Origin of the sequence: Hephaestia caeni (genome assembly GCF_003550065.1) — a bacterium.
In the GTDB taxonomy this organism is placed as follows: domain Bacteria; phylum Pseudomonadota; class Alphaproteobacteria; order Sphingomonadales; family Sphingomonadaceae; genus Sphingomonas; species Sphingomonas caeni_A.
In genome coordinates this window covers 377512-396502 of record NZ_QXDC01000004.1, presented here as the reverse complement: position 1 = coordinate 396502, position 18991 = coordinate 377512, and the positions used below count along the sequence as shown (strand labels likewise).

At 65.9% G+C, this 18991-nt stretch carries 15 protein-coding genes; 11 read left to right on the top strand and 4 right to left on the bottom strand.

Features of this window, described 5'->3' with window-relative positions; genetic code table 11:
• Positions 1–87 precede the first annotated feature (87 nt).
• The 4 genes from DFR49_RS16410 (at position 88) to DFR49_RS16395 (ending at position 5364) form a co-directional block, all read left to right on the top strand.
• The gene (locus DFR49_RS16410; protein WP_119036759.1) at positions 88–774 is read left to right on the top strand and encodes a SapC family protein; all 687 of its coding nucleotides are present in this window, start codon (positions 88–90) and stop codon (positions 772–774) included.
• Positions 767–1783 carry a cupin-like domain-containing protein gene (locus tag DFR49_RS16405; protein WP_119036758.1) on the top strand — a complete coding sequence of 339 codons (1017 nt, stop codon included), beginning with the start codon at positions 767–769 and terminating at the stop codon, positions 1781–1783. Before DFR49_RS16410 ends, DFR49_RS16405 begins: the two co-directional genes overlap by 8 nt.
• A gap of 159 nt (positions 1784–1942) precedes the next feature.
• Entirely contained in the window at positions 1943–3415 is a 1473-nt protein-coding gene (locus DFR49_RS16400) for a sulfatase family protein (protein ID WP_170151040.1), read from the top strand.
• Between the two features lie 179 nt (positions 3416–3594).
• Positions 3595–5364: an arylsulfatase gene (locus tag DFR49_RS16395; RefSeq protein WP_170151039.1), complete on the top strand. Its 1770-nt coding sequence runs from the start codon at positions 3595–3597 to the stop codon at positions 5362–5364.
• A gap of 92 nt (positions 5365–5456) precedes the next feature.
• On the opposite strand, the gene DFR49_RS16390 is transcribed toward DFR49_RS16395, so the two are convergent.
• On the bottom strand, positions 5457–7205 hold the full coding sequence (locus DFR49_RS16390) for an arylsulfatase (RefSeq protein WP_119036755.1): 1749 nt from the start codon (positions 7203–7205) through the stop codon (positions 5457–5459).
• 300 nt (positions 7206–7505) lie between these two features.
• On the opposite strand from DFR49_RS16390, the gene DFR49_RS16385 reads away from it, so the two are divergent.
• On the top strand, positions 7506–9236 hold the full coding sequence (locus tag DFR49_RS16385) for an IlvD/Edd family dehydratase (RefSeq protein WP_245968605.1): 1731 nt from the start codon (positions 7506–7508) through the stop codon (positions 9234–9236).
• A gap of 252 nt (positions 9237–9488) precedes the next feature.
• On the opposite strand, the gene DFR49_RS16380 is transcribed toward DFR49_RS16385, so the two are convergent.
• On the bottom strand, positions 9489–10403 hold the full coding sequence (locus tag DFR49_RS16380; protein ID WP_119037259.1) for a formylglycine-generating enzyme family protein: 915 nt from the start codon (positions 10401–10403) through the stop codon (positions 9489–9491).
• 382 nt (positions 10404–10785) lie between these two features.
• Here DFR49_RS16380 and DFR49_RS16375 point away from each other — a divergent pair, with 382 nt between their 5' ends.
• Genes DFR49_RS16375 through DFR49_RS16365 form a run of 3 tightly spaced genes read left to right on the top strand, consistent with a single transcriptional unit; the run spans position 10786 to position 14028 of the window.
• Positions 10786–11934 carry an aldose epimerase family protein gene (locus tag DFR49_RS16375; RefSeq protein WP_170151038.1) on the top strand — a complete coding sequence of 383 codons (1149 nt, stop codon included), beginning with the start codon at positions 10786–10788 and terminating at the stop codon, positions 11932–11934.
• Positions 11935–11947: 13 nt separating this feature from the next.
• Positions 11948–13090 (top strand): glycoside hydrolase 5 family protein, encoded by a 1143-nt coding sequence (locus DFR49_RS16370; RefSeq protein WP_119036754.1) that lies wholly within the window; start codon positions 11948–11950, stop codon positions 13088–13090.
• Positions 13091–13101: 11 nt separating this feature from the next.
• Positions 13102–14028, top strand: coding sequence for a family 43 glycosylhydrolase (locus DFR49_RS16365; protein ID WP_119036753.1), 927 nt, complete (start codon positions 13102–13104; stop codon positions 14026–14028).
• 27 nt (positions 14029–14055) lie between these two features.
• Here the strand turns inward: DFR49_RS16365 and DFR49_RS16360 are convergent, their stop codons facing one another.
• On the bottom strand, positions 14056–14988 hold the full coding sequence (locus DFR49_RS16360) for a Gfo/Idh/MocA family protein (protein WP_119036752.1): 933 nt from the start codon (positions 14986–14988) through the stop codon (positions 14056–14058).
• Positions 14989–15008: 20 nt separating this feature from the next.
• The gene (locus DFR49_RS16355; protein ID WP_245968604.1) at positions 15009–15755 is read right to left on the bottom strand and encodes a FadR/GntR family transcriptional regulator; all 747 of its coding nucleotides are present in this window, start codon (positions 15753–15755) and stop codon (positions 15009–15011) included.
• A gap of 110 nt (positions 15756–15865) precedes the next feature.
• On the opposite strand from DFR49_RS16355, the gene DFR49_RS16350 reads away from it, so the two are divergent.
• Genes DFR49_RS16350 through DFR49_RS16340 form a run of 3 tightly spaced genes read left to right on the top strand, consistent with a single transcriptional unit; the run spans position 15866 to position 18968 of the window.
• Positions 15866–17485 carry a sodium/sugar symporter gene (locus tag DFR49_RS16350; protein WP_119037256.1) on the top strand — a complete coding sequence of 540 codons (1620 nt, stop codon included), beginning with the start codon at positions 15866–15868 and terminating at the stop codon, positions 17483–17485.
• Positions 17479–18345 (top strand): 2-dehydro-3-deoxygalactonokinase, encoded by an 867-nt coding sequence (locus tag DFR49_RS16345; protein ID WP_119037257.1) that lies wholly within the window; start codon positions 17479–17481, stop codon positions 18343–18345. Before DFR49_RS16350 ends, DFR49_RS16345 begins: the two co-directional genes overlap by 7 nt.
• Positions 18342–18968 carry a 2-dehydro-3-deoxy-6-phosphogalactonate aldolase gene (locus tag DFR49_RS16340; RefSeq protein WP_119036750.1) on the top strand — a complete coding sequence of 209 codons (627 nt, stop codon included), beginning with the start codon at positions 18342–18344 and terminating at the stop codon, positions 18966–18968. Before DFR49_RS16345 ends, DFR49_RS16340 begins: the two co-directional genes overlap by 4 nt.
• Positions 18969–18991: the final 23 nt, after the last annotated feature.

Here is an 18991-nt window from a genome sequence, read left to right as displayed (position 1 = left end):
AACCCCTTATGCCGGGCGGGGTGCGGCGGCGTCGCCGCGCCGAATGAAGAGGCGCCGCGATCGATGGGCGCGCAGGAGGGGAAGCGAATGGCCGATCTCGAATTGCTCAATCCGCGCGATCATGGGCGATTGCGCGCGGGAAAAAGGCTTTCGACGCCGCATTTCGTGCAGATCGTTCCGTCCGAATTTGCGGCGGCGGCGGCCTCACGCCCCGTCGTTCTGACTAAGGACCAGGCGACGGGACGCTTCTATGCAGGGGCGATGAGCGGCTTCAGGCCGGGCGAAAACGTTGCGATCGAGTCGGGTGCGATCGATCGGTTCGAGCCGCTTGATCTCGCGCGGCAGGGTTTCTTCGTTTCTCAAAATGGTATCGCAATCAATTCACATCATTCCCGCTTCGGCGACGAGGGCGAGGCACTGTTCGACGACGACGGCCAGCCCGCCCGATTGCTGCGACATATCCAGCGCGTGCTCGGGCAATTGACGGTGGGTGTCGAGGAGAGCGACGCGTTCATCGCGGCGTTGCTCGCCCACAAGCTGATCGAACCGATCGATATTTCGCTGCGGTTCGACGATGGCGAGACGTTGCGACTGGAGGGACTCTATTCGATCGGGCTTGATGCGCTGCACGATCTCGATGACGCGGCGGTGCTCGATCTGTTTCGGCAGGGGCACCTGCAACTGGCCTATACGATGATCGGGTCGCTCAAGCAGATCCCGGTGCTTGCCGAGCGCCGCAATCGGCGCCTGACCGCCGGACCGTCCAATGGCTGAGGCGCTGCGCGAAATCGCTGCCGATACAATCGCGGATGCGGGAGACTTCAGAACGCGGATCGCCGAACCCTGCGTACCGGTGGTGCTGCGCGGGGCTTGCCGCGACTGGCCCGCACGGCGTGCGGGGGAGGGCGCGACGGCCTTGTTGTTCGCGTATCTCCGGCGCTTCGATAGCGGCGCCACCGGGCAGGCGTTCGTCGGCGAACGCGGTATCGCCGGCCGCTATCATTACGGGGAGGGGGCGGACGGCTTCAATTTCGCGCGCGAGACGCTGGGGCTCGGCGGCTTGCTGTCGCGTATCGAAGACGCGGGCGACGATCCCGAGGGGCGGTCGATCTATATGGGCTCGGTGCCGACCGACACGCTGCTGCCGGGATTTGCCGACGAGAACCGGCTTCGCTTTCTGCCACCCGCGGTCCGCCCGCGCATCTGGCTCGGGACCGCCTCGCGGATTGCCTGCCATTACGACACCTATGATAATGTCGCCTGCGTGGTGGCGGGACGGCGGCGCTTCACGCTCTACCCGCCCGATGCGATCGGCGACCTCTATGTCGGCCCGATCGACCATACGATGGCGGGGCAGCCGGTGGCGCTGGCGCCGGGCGCGGACGCCGGCGATCCGCGCTATCCCCGCTTCGAGGCGGCGCAGGGTCGCGCAGTGACGATCGATCTCGATCCAGGCGACGCGCTCTACCTGCCCAAATTGTGGTGGCATCAGGTCGAGGCGCGCGATGCCGTCAACGTGCTCGTCAATTATTGGTGGGACGCGTTTGCGAGCGGCCCAGACGCGCCCGCGACGACGATGATGCTGACGATGATCGCGATCGCCGAGCGCCCGCCCGCCGAACGCGCCGCGTGGCGCGCCTTTTTCGATCATTACGTATTCCGCCCCGACGGCCATCCGCTCGCGCATCTGCCCGAGGAGCGGCACGGTATCCTCGGGCCGCTCGCCAAGGGCAATTACGGCCGTATCCGCGCCTTCGTGATGCAGATGCTGCGCGGCGGCTGAGCGGAAACGCGCCCTTTTGGAAGAATCCCCGCCGGATGCGGGCATCGCACGTCGGGTGCGCATCAGTGTTATATGATAAATCTCTTTTCACCTCGGCGAGCCGGGCTTATGCCGGTAGCCGGTGCACCGCGATGGCGCGCGGGCGATTGGGAGACGGGGATGACGAGCGCAGGCGATACCCGCAGGGCGATGCTGCGCAAGGCGCTGCTCGGCGCGGGCGCAGCGGTTGCCTATGCGGGCGGGATGCTTCCGGACATCGCCGTGGCGGCCGGGATCGGAACAGCGGCGCGCGCCGACCGGCCCGATATCGTCATCTTCATCGCCGATGATCTGAGCTGGACCGATATCGCCCCCAACGGCAGCAAGGATGCGCGCACGCCGCATCTCGATCGGCTCGCCAGCGACGGCACGCGCTTCACGCGTGCGTTCGCCGCGTCGCCCACATGCACGCCGTCACGTTCGGCGCTGCTGACCGGGGATTACCCGATGCACAACGGCGCCCATTCCAACCATAGCAGTATCTTCGACAATATCGGCACGCTGCCCGCCTATCTGAAGGCGCAAGGCTATCGCGTCGTCGTTGCGGGCAAGACCGATTTCGGGCCGCCGCGCGACTTCCCGTTCGAATATCTGGCGGGGTCGACCTTCCATCCCGACAAGAAGAAGGCGGCGCTCCTCAGCCGGCTCCATCTCGAGGCGGTCGAGACGCTGTTCGCGACGCGCGATCCCGAGGTGCCGCTGGCGCTGTTCGTCGCGTCGTATCAGCCGCATGTGCCCTGGGCGAAGGAGCCGAGCTACGATCCGGCCACGCTGACGCTACCCGCCAATTTCGTCGATACGCCCGAGATGCGCGCGGCCTTTGCGGCGTATCTGACCGATGTGAGCGACCTCGATCGCGAGGTGGGAGTGGTGCGCCGTTCGATCGCGACCAACGGCAAGGCGGACGACACGTTGTTCGTCTTCACCGTCGATCACGGTGCCCAACTGCCGTTCGCGAAATGGACGCTCAACGATCCGGGAATCCATGTGCCGTTCATCGCCGCGTGGCCGGGGCGAGTGTCGGCAGGGCGCACGACCGACGCGATGATCTCGCTGACCGACCTCCTGCCGACCGTGCTCGATGCCGCGGGTGCACCGAGCCCGCAGGGGATCGACGGCAAGAGCTTCCTGCCCGTGCTGACGGGCGATCGGGACAGTTTCCGCGATGTCGTGTTCGCATCACATACCGGCGACAAGAACTTCAACCGCTCGCCGATGCGCGCGATCCGCACCGACCGTTGGAAGCTGATCGTCAATCTCAACGCGTCGCAGATGTACGTCAACGCGATGACCAACAACGGCAGGGACGAGCGCGGCTTCTGGTCGTCATGGGTCGAGCGCGCGAAGACCGACGCGCGCGCGGCCGAACTGGTCCGCCGATACCAGCATCGCCCGCCGGTCGAACTCTACGATCTGGAGGCCGACCCTTACGAAGCGCACAACCTTGCCGACGATCCCGCTTATGCCGCCATCCGCAAGACGCTGAGCGACCGGATCGATGAGTGGCGGATCGCGCAAGGCGAAAAGCTGACCGACGTGCCGATGCCAGACGACGCGCATTACGGCACGCATTTCTATTCCGAGTGGCGTTAGCGACTGTTTGGGCAATCGTAGAAGGGATTTGCGAGGCGGTATCAGCTCGGCCTCAATGTATCCTATTTGTATGATAAACATTGACCCTCGACGATACGTGGCGTATCGCAATGACAAAGGACCGTGGATGAGCATCGCTCGCACGGCGAGCGCATCGGGAGGGGCGTATGGCGGCATCGATGATCAAGCGAGCCACGCGGCTGGCCGCACTCGCCTGCGCGACCGCGCTGACGGTGCCACAGGTACCGGCGACCGCGCGCACGCCGCGGCCCGCCCCCGCTCCGGCAACCGCGCCGGCGCGCCCCAATGTCATCGTGATCCTCGTCGACGACATGGGGTTTTCGGACATTTCGAGCTTCGGGAGTGAAATCCCGACGCCCAACCTCGATCGGCTCGCCGCGGGCGGGCTGCGCTTCACCCAATTCTACAACACCGCACGCTGTAGCTGTTCGCGCGCGTCGCTGCTGACCGGCACCTATCCGCATCAGGCGGGGCTCGGCCATCTCGAGGCGATCTCGGTGCCGGGCTCGATGGGTATCCGCGGCAAGCTGCTCGATCGCGTCGTCACGCTGCCCGAGGTGATGCACAGCGCGGGCTATTTTACCGCGATGGCGGGCAAGTGGCACCTCGGCATGTCGCACGGCGTGGGGCCGTGGCAGCGCGGATTCGACCGGTCGCTCACCTCGCCGGTTGGGGAGATCTATTGGCCCAACCAAGTGCAGAAGAATGCCCAATATCTTTTCATCGACGGCAAGAAGGTGCGCGCCAATTCGCCCGAGGTCGGCACCGGGCAGTGGTATTCTTCCAACCTGTTCGTCGATTGGACGACGAAGTTCATCAAGCAGGCCGACGACGCGAAGAAGCCGTTCTTCGTCTATCTGCCCTTCGTCAACGTCCACTTCCCGGTGATGGCGCCGAAGGATGAGATCGCGCGATTCCGCGGCAAATATGCGCAAGGCTGGGACGCACTGCGCAAGGCCCGGTTCGAGCGGCAGAAGAAGATGGGGATCGTCGGCCCGGACGAGACGCTGCCCGGACGGCTTCCCAACACCTATAATTGGGACAAGCTCACGCCCGAGCAGCGCGATCGCTTCGACAAGATCATGGCGACCTATGCTGCCGACATCACCGGCATGGACAAGGCGGTCGGCACGCTGATCGACCGGCTGAAGGCGTCGGGCGATCTCGACAACACGCTCATCCTGTTCATGTCGGACAATGGCGGCAATGCCGAGAGCGGCCCCGACGGGCGGCTGAAGGACGCAGGCGTGCTGGGCGGCCCCAAATCGACCACTTTCGTGGGCATGAACTGGGCGACGCTACAGAACACGCCGTTCCAGTATTTCAAACACTATACCGAGGAAGGCGGCATCTCGACGCCGCTGATCGCCTATTGGCCCAAGGGGATCGACCCGAAGCTCGACGGCGGCTTCGTGCGCGCGCCGGGCCATCTGATCGACGTGATGCCGACGCTGGTAGAGATCAGCGGGGCCACCTATCCCAAGACCTTCCACGGCCACGCGATCGTTCCGATGCAGGGGCGCAGCTTCGCGCCCGCCTTTCGCGGGCAGGCGCTGCATCGCGACAAGCCGATCTTCTGGGAGCATGAAGGCAACCGCGCGGTGCGCGACGGCAAGTGGAAACTGGTCGCCCGGTACAGCCGACCCTGGCAGCTTTTCGATATGTCGCGCGATCGATCCGAAACCCGCGATCTCGCCGCGGCGAACCCGGCGCGCGTCCGCGAGATGGCGGCTGAGTGGGATAATTGGGCCGCCAAGAGCTACGTCGATCCGTGGGTCGAGGCCTATGACGTCTATCTGGGCAAGAATCCGCGCCAGAACTGGGGCTTCGGCAATATCCCCGAACACCCCGAGGCGATGGACGAGATCACGCCCTCACTGCGGCAGCAGATCGCGTTTCACGTCGGAGAAAAATCCGCCGACGACTGAATTCCAGCCCCCAAGCCGCAATCGATGTTCTCCTCAGCGGCTTGATTGCCTGGGCGGCCGCCCCTCGCGAGCGACCGCCCATTTTTTGTCCGTCAGCTCTCGGCGGGTTCGTCGTAATGCGGCGCGCCGACGTCTTTTGCCCAGTCTTTCCATTCGCGATCGAGCCGCGCGACGATCTCGGGATGCGCGTCGGCCAGATCGTGCATCTCGGTACGGTCGGCGGCGATGTCATAGAGATGCCACGGGCGATAGGTCTTGCGTTTTTGCTCCGGCCCCTCGGGCGCGAGCGAGACGAGCTTCCAGCGCCCGTCGAGGATGCCGCGCGCGCCGTAATGCTCGAAGAAGAGCGGCGCGGCGCGCGCGATCTTCTGCCCCTTGAACACGCCGGCGATCGAGATGCCGTCGATCGGCTGCTTGCTGGTGTCGGGTGTGACGTGCGCGAGATCGAGCAGCGTCGGCGTCACGTCGACGATGTCGGCGACATCGGTGTTCATCGTCCCCGCGCGGTTGCCCATATGGCCGGGCCAACTGATCAGGAACGGCGTGTGCGTGCCGCCCTGATATTGCTCGCGCTTCCACCAGCGCCACGGCGTGTTGGCCGCGCTCGCCCAGTGCGTGCCGATCCCGGCCATCGTCGTCTCGGTGCCGATGCCTTGCGGGTACTCGCCATATTCGATTGTGCGGCCATCGCGCGTCTCGCTTGGGCGGTCATACCCGGGCTGGGTCATGATCTCGGGCGAGGCGCCGTTGTCGTTGAGATAGATGATGACGGTGTTCTCGTACTGGCCGCTATCCTTGAGCGCCTGGATGACGCGGCCGATGCCCTTGTCCATGATCTCGATCATCGCGGCGTGGGTGGCCATCTTCCGGATCTGGATCGTGCGCTGTTCGGGGGTCAGCTTGTCCCAGGCGATGTCGGCGTTGCCGGCATAGCCCGTGGTCAGATCGGGCAGTTCGGGTCCGGGCGCGATCAGCCCGAGTTCGACTTGTCTTTTGTAGCGCTCCTTGCGCAGCGCGTCCCAGCCCTTGCTGAAGCGCGGGATGTATTTCTGGATCGTCTCCTCGGGCGCCATCAGCGGCCAGTGCGCCGCGGTATAGGCGAGATACATCATGAAGGGCTTCTTGCCCTTGCCGAGCTGCCGGACCTGATCGACCGCGTGGTCGCTGATCGCGTCGGTGAGGTAGAAGCCCTTGGGGACCGATTTCACCGGCGTGAAATTGTCGACCAGCGAGAAGGGGTCGTAATAATCGGCGATCCCCCAGATGATCCCCCAGTGATAATCGAATCCGCGCGCCGCCGGGTAGGTGCGCTTGTCGCCGAAATCGCGATCGAAATAGGCTTGGTGGTTGAGCCATTTGAGATGCTCGGCCGAATCCTTGATCGGCACCGCGGCGGTGAGGTGCCATTTGCCCACCATCGATGTCGCATAGCCGGCGTCGCGCAGTTCCTCGGCGACGGTTGGTACTTCGAGCGACAGGCTGGTGCCGTTGCCGGCCATGTTCACGCGATGCGGATAGCGCCCCGTGAGCAGCGCCGCGCGTGACGGGCAGCAGCGCGACATGTTGTAGAAGTTGGAAAAGCGGATCGAACGCTGCGCCAGCGCGTCGAGATTGGGGGTGTCGATATTGCCGCCGTAGGCGCCGATATCCGAATAACCGATATCGTCGCCCATGATGACGAGGAAGTTCGGCCGGCTTTGCTCCGCAGACGCGGGAGATCGAACGGGGGCAGCGGCAGGCGCCGCCGGCGACGATGCGAGCGCGGGCAGCGCCGCGAATGCCAGCCCCAATGCCGCCGCGCCGATGCGCGCTTGCCGTCGTTTGCGCTGGACGCCTTGCATGTCGATCCTCCCCTGGGTGTGAATTTTGCTCGTGACTTATATAAAGATATTTATCATACGGAAAGAGGCGTATTGAAGGCGTTGCACAGAGACGGGCGGAATCATCCTTGATCCACTTGGGCTTGATTTATACGATAAAAGAAGCGGTGTCGGCGTCGATGCCGCGTTCATGGGCGGGATTTGGCGACATTGGATCATAGTGAAGATGGGCAATCGCGCGTAGCCGACGCCAATCCCGTCGGGACGAATCACCGGCGCCTGCGGTCGCGGGGGTGGTTTGACAATCCGGGCAATCCGGACATGACGGCGCTGTATATCGAGCGGTATCTCAATTACGGGCTGAGCCTGGAGGAGTTGCAGAGCGACCGGCCGATCATCGGGATTGCGCAATCGGGGAGCGACCTGGTGCCGTGCAACCGGCATCATCTGGTGCTGGCGGACCGGGTGCGCGAAGGGATCCGCGACGCGGGCGGGATCGCGATCGAGTTTCCGACGCATCCGATCCAGGAGACGGGCAAGCGGCCGACCGCGGGGCTCGACCGCAACCTGGCGTATATGGCGCTGGTCGAGGTGCTGTACGGCTATCCGCTCGACGGGGTGGTGCTGACGATCGGGTGCGACAAGACGACGCCGGCGGCGCTGATGGCGGCAGCGACGGTGGACATACCGGCGATCGCCTTGTCGGTGGGGCCGATGCTCAACGGCTGGTTCAAGGGCGCGCGGACGGGCTCGGGGACGATCGTGTGGAAGGCGCGCGAACTGCTGGCGGCGGGCGAGATCGACTATCAGGGATTCATCCGTCTGGTGGCGTCGTCGGCGCCGTCGACGGGGTATTGTAATACGATGGGCACGGCGACGACGATGAACTCGCTGGCCGAGGCGCTGGGGATGTCGTTGCCGGGCTCGGCCGCGATCCCGGCGCCGTATCGCGACCGGCAGGAATGCGCGTGGGAGACGGGCAAGCGGATCGTCGAGATGGTGCGCGCCAACCGGCGGCCGTCGGACATCATGACGCGCGCGGCGTTCCTGAACGCGATCCGGGTCAACTCGGCGATCGGGGGGTCGACCAACGCGCCGATCCACCTGAACGCGATGGCGCGCCACATCGGGGTCGAGCTGACGCTGGCCGACTGGGAGGAGCATGGCGCCGACGTGCCGCTGCTGGTCAACCTGCAACCGGCGGGCGAATATCTGGGCGAGGATTATTACCGTGCCGGGGGTGTGCCGGCGGTGATGGGCGAATTGCTGCGCGCCGGGTTGCTCGACGGCAGCGCGCTGACCGCCAACGGGCGCAGCGTGGCCGAGAATGTCGGCGAGGCGCGCAGCGAGGACGAGGACGTCATCCGGCCGTTCGCCCGGCCGCTCCGGCCGCACGCCGGGCTGACGGTGCTGAGCGGCAATCTGTTCGACGGCGCGGTGATGAAGCTGTCGGTGATCTCGGAGGCGTTCCGGGCGCGGTTCCTGTCGGACCCCGACGATCCCGATGCGTTCGAAGGCCGCGTGGTCGTGTTCGACGGGCCGGAGGATTATCACGCGCGGATCGAGGATCCGGCGCTGGGTATCGACGAGCGCACGATCCTGGTGATCCGCGGCGCCGGGCCGGTGGGGTATCCGGGCGGGGCGGAGGTGGTCAACATGCGTCCGCCGGCGGCGCTGATCCGCGCGGGCGTGCATAACCTGCCGTGCATCGGCGACGGGCGGCAATCGGGGACGAGCTATTCGCCGTCGATCCTCAATGCCGCGCCCGAGGCGGCGATGGGCGGCGGGCTGGCGCTGCTCGAGACCGGCGACCGGGTACGGATCGACCTCAAGCGCCGCCGTGCCGACGTGCTGCTCGACGAGGCCGAGCTTGCCCGCCGCCGTGCCGGCCTTGCCGAGATCGAGGAGCGCATCACCCCCGAATCGCAAACCCCCTGGCAGGAAATCCAGCGCGGCATCACCGGCCAGTTCGATACCGGCGCCACCCTCGAGCCCGCGGTCAAATATCAGCGCATCGCCGAAACCAAGGGACTGCCAAGGGACAGCCATTAGGGGCGACCGGTGCTCCTGCGGAAGCAGGAGCCCAGAGTCGCGTAGCGCAGCGCTTGGGAGTCTGGACTCCCGCTGTCGCGGGAGAACGGCGCCTAGAGTTTGATCCACTTGCGTGGAAGCGGCACCGGCCCACACCCCCACCCGGCCACCCATAGGATAATCGCATTGGGTGGCCGGGTGGGGGAGTGGGCCGGTGCCGCAGCGTAGCTGCATCCGGCCCTAATAGAGTGATCGCGCCGCACGTTGGTCGGGTCACACCGGCGCGATGCAGCGGAAGCCGACATGGCTCGTCGGGCTGTCCACCGCTTGGGGCGAACGCGAGGCGGGGCGGTAGCGCTGGCAATAATTGACCGCGCACAGATGCGAGCCGCCTTTCAGCACCTTGCGGCCGATCTTCGGCCCGTGCGGCGTCTCGTAACTCTCGCCGATCTTGCCGCCGCGGGGATTGTCGATCGTGCAGCAGGCGCCGCTGTGCCTCTTGTCCGCCGCTTTGGGCATCGCATACCAGTCGCGCGTCCATTCCCAGACATTGCCGACCATGTCGTAGAGGCCGTAATCGTTAGGCGGATAGCTGCCGACGGCGCTGGTGCGGTAATTGCCGTCGGGCTTCTGGCTCGCGAAGGGAAAGAGACCGCGCCAATAATTGGCCATGATCCGGCCCTCGGGCTCCAACTCGTCGCCCCATTGATAGTCGCGATCGTCATGCCCGCCGCGTGCGGCGAATTCCCACTGCGCCTCGGTGGGCAGCATCTTGCCCGCCCATTCGGCATAAGCCTGTGCGTCGTCGAAGCCGATGTGGACGACAGGGTGATCCATCAGATCGTCGATGCCGCTGCCCGGGCCGGTCGGGTGCCGCCAGTCGGCGCCGGGCACCAGCGCCCACCATTGACGGAAATCGTCCAGCGGCACCGGCGTGGCGGTGCGCTGGAAGACGAGCGACGCGGGCACGGCGAATTCGGGATCAAGATCGGGATAGAGCCGGGGATCGGGGGGCATTTCGGCGACCGTGACATGCCCCGTCGCGGCGACGAATGCCGCAAAGGCGCGGTTGGTGACCGCGGTATCGTCGATCCAGAACGCATCGACACGCGCTTTCCGGCGCGGACGCTCCTCGGGGTAGAAATTGTCCGATCCCGTCCGGAAGGTTCCGCCGGGGATCAGGATCATGCCGGGTCTGGTCGTCGTCATCCGATAGTCGTCCTGCTCGCTCATAGTCGGATTCAGCGGAGCTGAATCGGGTGCGGCACCGGCCCACTCCCCCACCCGGCCACCCATAGCATACTGTCGTTGGGTGGCCGGGTGGGGGAGTGGGCCGGCACCGCTTCCACGCCAGTGGATCAAACTCCAAGGATCGCTAGGGCAGCATTAGGGGCAAGTCCACTGCGAACATATCATATTTATCTTGACTAAAAACGTGCAACGCTTTCCAATCCGGCCGATCGTCCGATAGGAAAGACGCGTCCCGGAAGGGCGAATGATATCGGGGGAGGATGACCGCGCGGCCTGCCGCCCGATCGCCCCCCCCTCATGGTGCAGGAGGAACAGGGGAATGATCAGGAAGATGGCGCCGATCGGCGTGGCGATGCTGCTGGCGAGCGCGGCGACGCCGGCGCAGGCGAGCGACGCGACACAATCGACCTTTGGAACCCTGCCCGACGGCCGCGCGGTGCCGGCGGTGACGCTGAGCAACGCCAACGGCGTCTCGGCGACCGTGATCGCTTATGGCGCGACGCTGCAATCGGTGATCCTGCCCGACAAGGACGGCAACAAGGCCGATGTCGCGCTCGGCTATGACAACCTTCAGCAATATCTCGACAAGCCGCAATATTTCGGCGGCACGGTGGGCCGCTTCGCCAACCGCATCGCCAAGGGCCAGTTCACGCTCGACGGCAAGGCGTATCAGGTGCCCGTCAACGACGGCCCCAATTCGCTCCACGGCGGCAAGCAGGGTTTCGACAAGGTGCTGTGGACGGTCACCAAGGTTTCGTCCGGGCCGACCGCGGCGGTAACGCTGCGCTACGTCAGCCCCGACGGCGATCAGGGCTATCCCGGCAAAATGACGGTCGACGCCACCTATTCGCTCGATGAAAAGAACAACCTGACGATCGACTATCGCGCGACGACGACCGCACCGACGCTCGCCAACATCACCAACCATGCCTATTGGAACCTGGGCGGCGAAGGATCGGCCGGGGGCGCGATGGGGCACATGGTCACCATCCCCGCCGAGACCTATCTGCCGACCGACGCGACCGCGATCCCCACCGGCGAATTCAAGCCGGTCGCCGGCACGGTGTTCGATTTCCGCACGCCGCATGCGGTCGGCGAGCGCGTCCGCGATGCGAGCGACCAGCAGATCGTGTTCGGCCGCGGCTACGATCACAATTGGGTGATCGGCCGCAAGGTGACCAAGGACGAGCATCTGATGGCCAAGGTCAGCGATCCCGTCTCGGGCCGCGGGTTCGAGCTGTGGTCGAACCAGCCCGGTCTGCAATTCTATTCGGGCAACTTCCTCGACGGCACCAGCCACGGCAAGTCGAACCGCATCTACCGTGAGGGCGACGCGATCGTGATGGAACCGCAGATATTCCCCGATACGCCCAACCAGAGCGCGTTCGGTTCGGCGCGGCTCGCGCCGGGCCAGACCTATCACAACGTGATGACCTACCGCCTGACGACCGGTCAGGCCGCCAAATAAGCGGAGGCTCAACATGAAATTGCGCGTTCTTCTCGCCGCCGCGGTCGCGTGTGCGGCGCTCGCCGGCACGCCCGCCGAGGCCCGCGACCAGTGGACCAAGGCCCAGGCCAAGCAATGGTATGACGCCCAGCCGTGGCTGGTGGGATCGAACTACAATCCCGCGACCGCGATCAACCAACTCGAAATGTGGCAGGCCGCCACGTTCGACCCGGCCCGAATCGATAAGGAACTCGGCTGGGCCGAACAGCTCGGCATGACGACGATGCGCGTCTACCTGCACAATCTGCTGTGGGAGGACGACGCCGAGGGCCTCAAGAAGCGGATGAACGTCTTCCTCGACATCGCCGCCAAGCACCATATCAAGCCGCTGTTCGTGTTGTTCGACAGTTGCTGGGATCCGGACCCGAAGCTCGGCCCCCAGCATCCGCCGATCCCCGGTGTCCACAATTCGGGCTGGGTGCAGGCACCGGGCGCGGCGCGACTTGCAGACAAGAGCCAGTACGGCAAGCTCGAGGGCTATGTGAAGGACGTGGTCGGCAGCTTCGCGCATGACAAGCGCGTGCTCGGCTGGGACGTGTGGAACGAGCCCAACAACGGTGGCGGCGGCAATTACACGCCGACTCCGCACAAGAAGGAACTCGTCGCCGGGCTGCTGACGCAGGTGTTCGATTGGGCGCAATCGGTCGATCCCGAACAGCCGCTGACGAGCGGCCTGTGGATCGGCGACCATTGGGACAAGCCCGAGACGCTCGACGCGGTCGAACGCATCCAGGTCGCGCGTTCCGACGTGATGAGCTTCCACGATTACAACTGGCCGGAAAAATTCGCCGAGCGGGCGCGCCAGATGCTGAGCTATGGCCGGCCGGTGCTGTGCACCGAATATATGGCGCGCGGTAACGGATCGACCTTCGACGGATCACTGCCGATCGGCAAGAAACTGAACATCGCGATGATCAACTGGGGTTTCGTCGACGGCAAGTCGCAGACGCGGCTGCCGTGGGATAGCTGGAAGAAGCCGTACACGATGGACGAGCCGACGATCTGGTTCCACGAAGTGCTGCGCGCCGACGGCACCCCCTATCGCAAGGCGGAGACCGACCTGATCAAGCGGCTGACCGCGGCGCCCAAGGGCGTGGTGCCGCCGCCCACTTATTGAGCCCGGGCGTGATGCGACGGACGATCGGGATTATGCTGGCGGCGGGTGCGCTCTGTCTCGCCGCCGGGGCAGGGGCGGAGCGCGTTCAATCCGTGTTCGACGGGGGCGATCCGTTCGTTCTCGTCGACGGCGATACGGTGTGGATCTATCCCACAGGAGGCAAGGGCCTGGAAGGCTGGTCGTCGACCGATCTCGTCCATTGGCGGAACCACGGCCCGCTGCTGCGCAAAAGCGACATCACGTGGATCGACGACGACGGCGCACCGAGCCACGGTCTCTGGGCACCCGACATGCTCGCGGCGAACGGGCGCTATTATTTCTATTATTCGGTCGGCCCGCAGCACCCGACGCCGAGCCGGCTGGGCGTCGCGACCTGCGAGGGCCCGGCGGGGCCGTGCACCGACAGCGGCCGACCGCTCCTCACCGGCGGCGACGGGTTCGAGGCGATCGACCCGATGGTGTTCGCCGACGCCAGATCGGGCAAGACCTATCTCTATGCCGGCGGTAGCGCGGGATCGACGTTGCGCGTCTTCGTGCTGACGCCTGATCTGATGAGGATCGACCACGAGGTGACGGTGGCGCAGCCGCCGCATTTCACCGAGGGCGCGTTCATGCACGAGCGCGACGGGATTTATTACCTGTCGTACAGCCACGGGCGCTGGAACGACGCGACCTATTCGGTGCATTATGCGACCGCGCCGAGCCCGACCGGTCCGTGGACCTATCGCGGCGTGATCCTGAAGACCGACGCGGCGTATAAAGGCCCGGGCCACCATTCGTTCTTCCGCGATCCGCGCGACGGCGGCTGGCGGATCGCCTATCATCGCTGGGAAGGCCAGGATGGCCCCGGCCCGTATCGCGGCCATCGCCGCATCGCGATCCAGAAGATCAGCTACGCGGCAGACGGGGCGATCGAACCGATCAGCATGGACGACTAGGAGCGTGAGTGCTGCTGTCTGGCTGGATCACGATGCCCAGTCGAACGCATCCACTGTCTCGCGCCGGCCGAGCATGAAGGCGTCGGCAACGAGGCGGAACGGCGAGAAGTCGACGTCGCTCGTCCGCGTGGTGACGAGGTGGTGGAAACGGCGGTAGAGCCGCGCATATTCCGGGTCGTCGGCGACGGGGACGGGGGTGCCGTCGACCGCCATCTTCGAGGCGCCCGCGCTCAGCGTCAGCGTGCCGCCGTCGGTCTCGATCACGATATCCCATGTTTGCGGCCCGCGCTGATCGAAATCGAACGCGACCTCGATCGGGATCGCGCCCGCGGATAGCGTCAGGTCGGCGGCGATCGGGGCGGTGCGGTTGCTCGGGAAACGCAGCGCGGCGGTCTCGAGCAGCACGGTGTCGCCGATCAGCCTGGTCAGCACCGACAGCGCATTGATGCCGGGATCGAACACCCCGATGCCGCTTTCCCAAATCCATTCCTGGCCCGGATGCCAGACGCGCACGTCCTCCTTCCACGCGATCGCGACGTTGCGGATCGTGCGATCGGCGAGCCAGGCGAGCGCCGGCTCGACCGCGGCGGCCTCGCGCGAGTGCCAGGTGGCGTGGAGCACGACATCGCTCGCCGCCGCCGCCTCGGCGATCGCCTCGGCCTCGCCGATCGTCGCCGCCGGGGGCTTTTCGAGCATGATGTCGAGCCCCGCCGCGATCGCTTCGCGGACGAGATCGAGCCGGCCGCGCGGCGGCGTGCAGATCGAGATCGCCTTCACCTCGGGCATCGCCGTGGCCATGTCGGTGATCGTCGCGAACGCCGGGACGCCCTCGACCGGGTGGTTGCGCGTGACGACCGCGGCAAGCCGGAAGTTCGGATCGGCGGCGATGGTCGGAATGTGTTGATCACGGGCGATCTTGCCGATGCCGACGATGGCGATCGGAACGGGGGTCGAAGACATCTGGGTTCCTGTCGTTGAGGCTAGGCGGGATCGTCGGCGACGACCTGTTCGATCAGGACGAGGACGTCGTCGATCAGGTTGCGCATCGCATGTTCGGCCTGGTCGGGCTTGCCGGCGGCGATCGCTTCGTGAACGGCGGCGTGATCGTCGATGCTCGCCGAGCGGCCGGCGATGCGGTTGGTGAAGCGGATCGAGGTGCGCAGCGCGGTATCCACCACGTCGCGGAACTGCGCGTAGAACGGATTGCCCGAGGCGTAGAGCACCGCGACGTGGAACGCGATGTCGGCGTCGAGCGTGTCGTCGCGCCCAACCTCGGCTTCGCGCATGCGGTGCAGCCCGGCGCCGATCGCGGCGACATCGGGCGGGGTGGCGCGAGTGGCGGCGAGCTTGGCGGCCTGCGGCTCGACCGCGATGCGCAATTCGTTGAACTGGCGCAGCAGGCTGATCGACGAGCGCCGTTCGAGCAGCCAGCGCAGCACGTCGGTGTCGAACAGGTTCCAGTTGCTTTCGGGCTGGACGAAGGTGCCCTGCTTGGGGCGCGCGCCGAGCAGCCCCTTGGCGGTGAGCATCTTGACCGCCTCGCGCGTCACCGAGCGGCTGACGTCGTGCGTCTTGGCAAGCTCCGCCTCGGTGGGGAAGGGGCGGGTCTTGTAATCGCCGACCACGATCGCCCGCCCCAGCGCCTCGAGCAGGCCATAGGTCAGGTTCCGCCCGAGCTGATTGCGCGCCAGCCCCGCGCCCTGCGGATTCGGAACCGAACTTGCCACCGTGCCTCTCCCACCCAGACCAGAAGGATTGTTTCGCAGATAAGAAGCGTCTCGACAAGTGCGATCGATCATATAAAAGACGCTCAAGGTTGATGGATGGGATGGGCCGAATGGGACTCGGAACGATCGATATCGTGGTGGTCGTGGTCTATGCGATTGCGATTTTCGGCCTAGCGCAATGGGTGTCGCGCGAAAAGGCGGGGCACCAGAAGAACACATCCGATTATTTCCTCGCCTCGAAGAACCTGCCTTGGTGGGCGATCGGCGCGTCGCTGATCGCGGCCAATATCTCGGCCGAACAGATCGTCGGCATGTCGGGATCGGGCTATGCGATCGGCCTGGCGATCGCCTCGTACGAATGGATGGCGGCGCTGACGCTGCTGATCGTCGGCAAGTTCTTCCTGCCGATCTTCCTGAAGAACGAAATCTACACGATGCCGCAGTTCCTCGAACAGCGGTTCGGCCCCACCATCCGCACCGTGATGGCGGTGTTCTGGCTGCTGCTCTACGTCTTCGTGAACCTGACATCGATCATCTGGCTCGGGTCGATCGCGGTGACGCAGGTCGCGGGGGTCAATCAGGATGTGGCGCTGATCGGGCTCGGCGCCTTCGCGCTGCTCTATCAGCTCAAGGGCGGACTCAAGGCGGTGGCGCTGACCGATATCGTCCAGGTCACGCTGCTGGTGTTCGGCGGGCTCGTCATCGCCTGGCTGACGCTGGGCAAGATCGGTGGCGATGCCGGCGTTATCGGGGGCTTCGCCGAACTCACGCGGCGCGTGCCCGATCATTTCGAGATGATCCTTTCCCCCGATAATCCGCATTACAAGGAACTGCCTGGCCTCGCGGTGCTGATCGGCGGCATGTGGATCGCGAACCTCTCTTATTGGGGGTTCAACCAATATATCATCCAGCGCGCACTGGCCGCCAAGAGCCTGGCCGAGGCGCAGCGCGGGGTGGTGTTCGCGGGTTTCCTCAAGCTGCTGATGCCGGTGATCATCGTGCTGCCGGGCATCGCGGCGGTCATTCTCGCGCCCGACCTCTCCCGGCCCGACGAAGCGTATCCGTCGATGATGGCGCTGCTGCCGACCGGGTTGCTCGGGCTCGTCTTCGCCGCGCTGATCGCCGCGATCATCGCCTCGACCGCCTCCAAGATCAATTCGATCGCGACGATCTTCACGCTCGATATCTATGCCAAGTTCAAGCACGTCAAAACGCGCGCCGAGGACTCCGCGGGCGAGGAAGGGCAGGAGAAAAGGCTGGTTCTGATCGGGCGCAGCGCCGCCGTGGTGGCGATCATCCTCGCGATCCTCACCGCCCGCCCGCTGCTGGGCAGTCTCGATCAGGCGTTCCAGTACATCCAGGAATTCTCCGGCTTCGTCACGCCGGGGATCACGATCATCTTCCTGCTCGGCCTGTTCTGGCCGCGCGCGACCGAGGCGGGGGCGCTGGTCGGCGCCATCGCATCGGTGGTGCTCAGCTTCGTCTTCTGGTTCCCGGCCGATTGGGGCGGCATCGCCTCGCTCAACGCGGTGCCGTTCCTCAACCGGATGACGATCGTCTTCTTCCTCAGCCTGGCGCTGGCGGTGATCGTCTCGCTGGCGCGGCCGGCGCGGGTCGGCAGCAACCGGATCGTCATGGAGGGCGTGACCTTCCGCACGACCACCGGGTTCAACATCGCCGCGCTCATCGTTTGCGCGATCCTCATCGCGCTCTACGCGACCTTCTGGTGAGCCGCTTCCTCGCCGTTGACTGGGGCACGACCAATCGACGCGCCTATCTGGTCGAGGACGGCGCGGTCGTCGCGACGACCCGCGACGACCGCGGCATCCTGGCCGTCGAGCCCGGAGGCTTCGACGCCGAGGTCGCTTCGCTGCGCGCGCGCTACAGCGACGTGCCGATCGTGCTCGCCGGGATGGTGGGATCGAACCGCGGCTGGATCGATGCGGGCTATGTGGCCGCGCCGGCGACGATCGATGCCCTCGCGGCGAAGGCGGTACGGCCGATCGACGGCGTCGCGATCGTGCCAGGTGTCAGCCGATCGGTGGCCGGGCGCGGCGATGTGATGCGCGGTGAGGAAGTGCAATTGCTGGGTGCCGCGGCGGCGGGGATGGTGCCGCCCGACAGCCTGCTGTGCCAACCCGGCACGCATTGCAAATGGGCGTGGATGAAGGATGGTGCGCTCGCCGATTTCGTTACCGCGATGACGGGCGAATTGTTCGCGCTGCTCAAGGCACATGCACTGATCGGGCAGGAGATGACCGGCGCCGTCGCCGATGACACCGCGTTCGGCGAGGGCGTTGCCGATGCCGGCCGGGACGATCTGCTCGGTGCGCTGTTCGGGGTGCGCGCGGCGAGCGTGCTCGGGCTGCGTGTGGCAGGCACGGCCGCTTCCTATGTCAGCGGGCTGCTGATCGGCACCGACGTGCGCGCGCATGTGCGCCCGGGTGAGACGGTTTACCTGCTTGCCGACGAGGCGCTGGGGGCTCTCTATGCCCGCGCGATCGGCATGGTCGGCGCGTCGACGCAGAGGATCGACAGCCATGCGGCGTTCGTCGCGGGCGTTACCCGAATCGAGGAGTTGCTTGGATGACCGCCGTTGTTGATTTCGCCGCCGCGTTTGCGCGCTGCCCGCTGGTCGCGATCCTGCGCGGGGTGCGGCCCGACGAGGTCGAGCCGATCGGCGCGGCGCTGGTCGACGCCGGGTTCACGCTGATCGAGGTGCCGCTAAACTCGCCCGATCCGCTGGAGAGCATCGCGCGGCTGGTGCGGACGGTCGGCGATCGCGCGATGATCGGCGCGGGCACGGTGCTGACGACCGATGCGGTCGCCGGCGTGGCGGCGGCGGGCGGGCGGATGGTGGTTTCGCCCAACACCAACCCGCAGGTGATCCGCGCGACGGTGGCCGCCGACATGGCCTCGCTGCCGGGCTATTTCACCCCCAGCGAAGCGTTTGCCGCGCTCGAGGCCGGCGCCACCGCGCTCAAGCTGTTCCCCGCCGAGGGCGCATCGCCTGCGGTGCTCAAGGCGCATCGCGCGGTGCTGCCGAAGGAGACGCCAATGCTCGCGGTCGGCGGCGTCACGCCCACCACGATGCGGCCGTGGCGCGAGGCGGGCGCCAACGGCTTCGGCCTCGGCTCCGCGCTCTACCGCGCCGGCGACGGCGTTGACACCGTCGCCCGACAGGCGAAGGATTTCGTCGCCAACCTCGGCTGAGCAACCGCGACGCATGCGAAGGG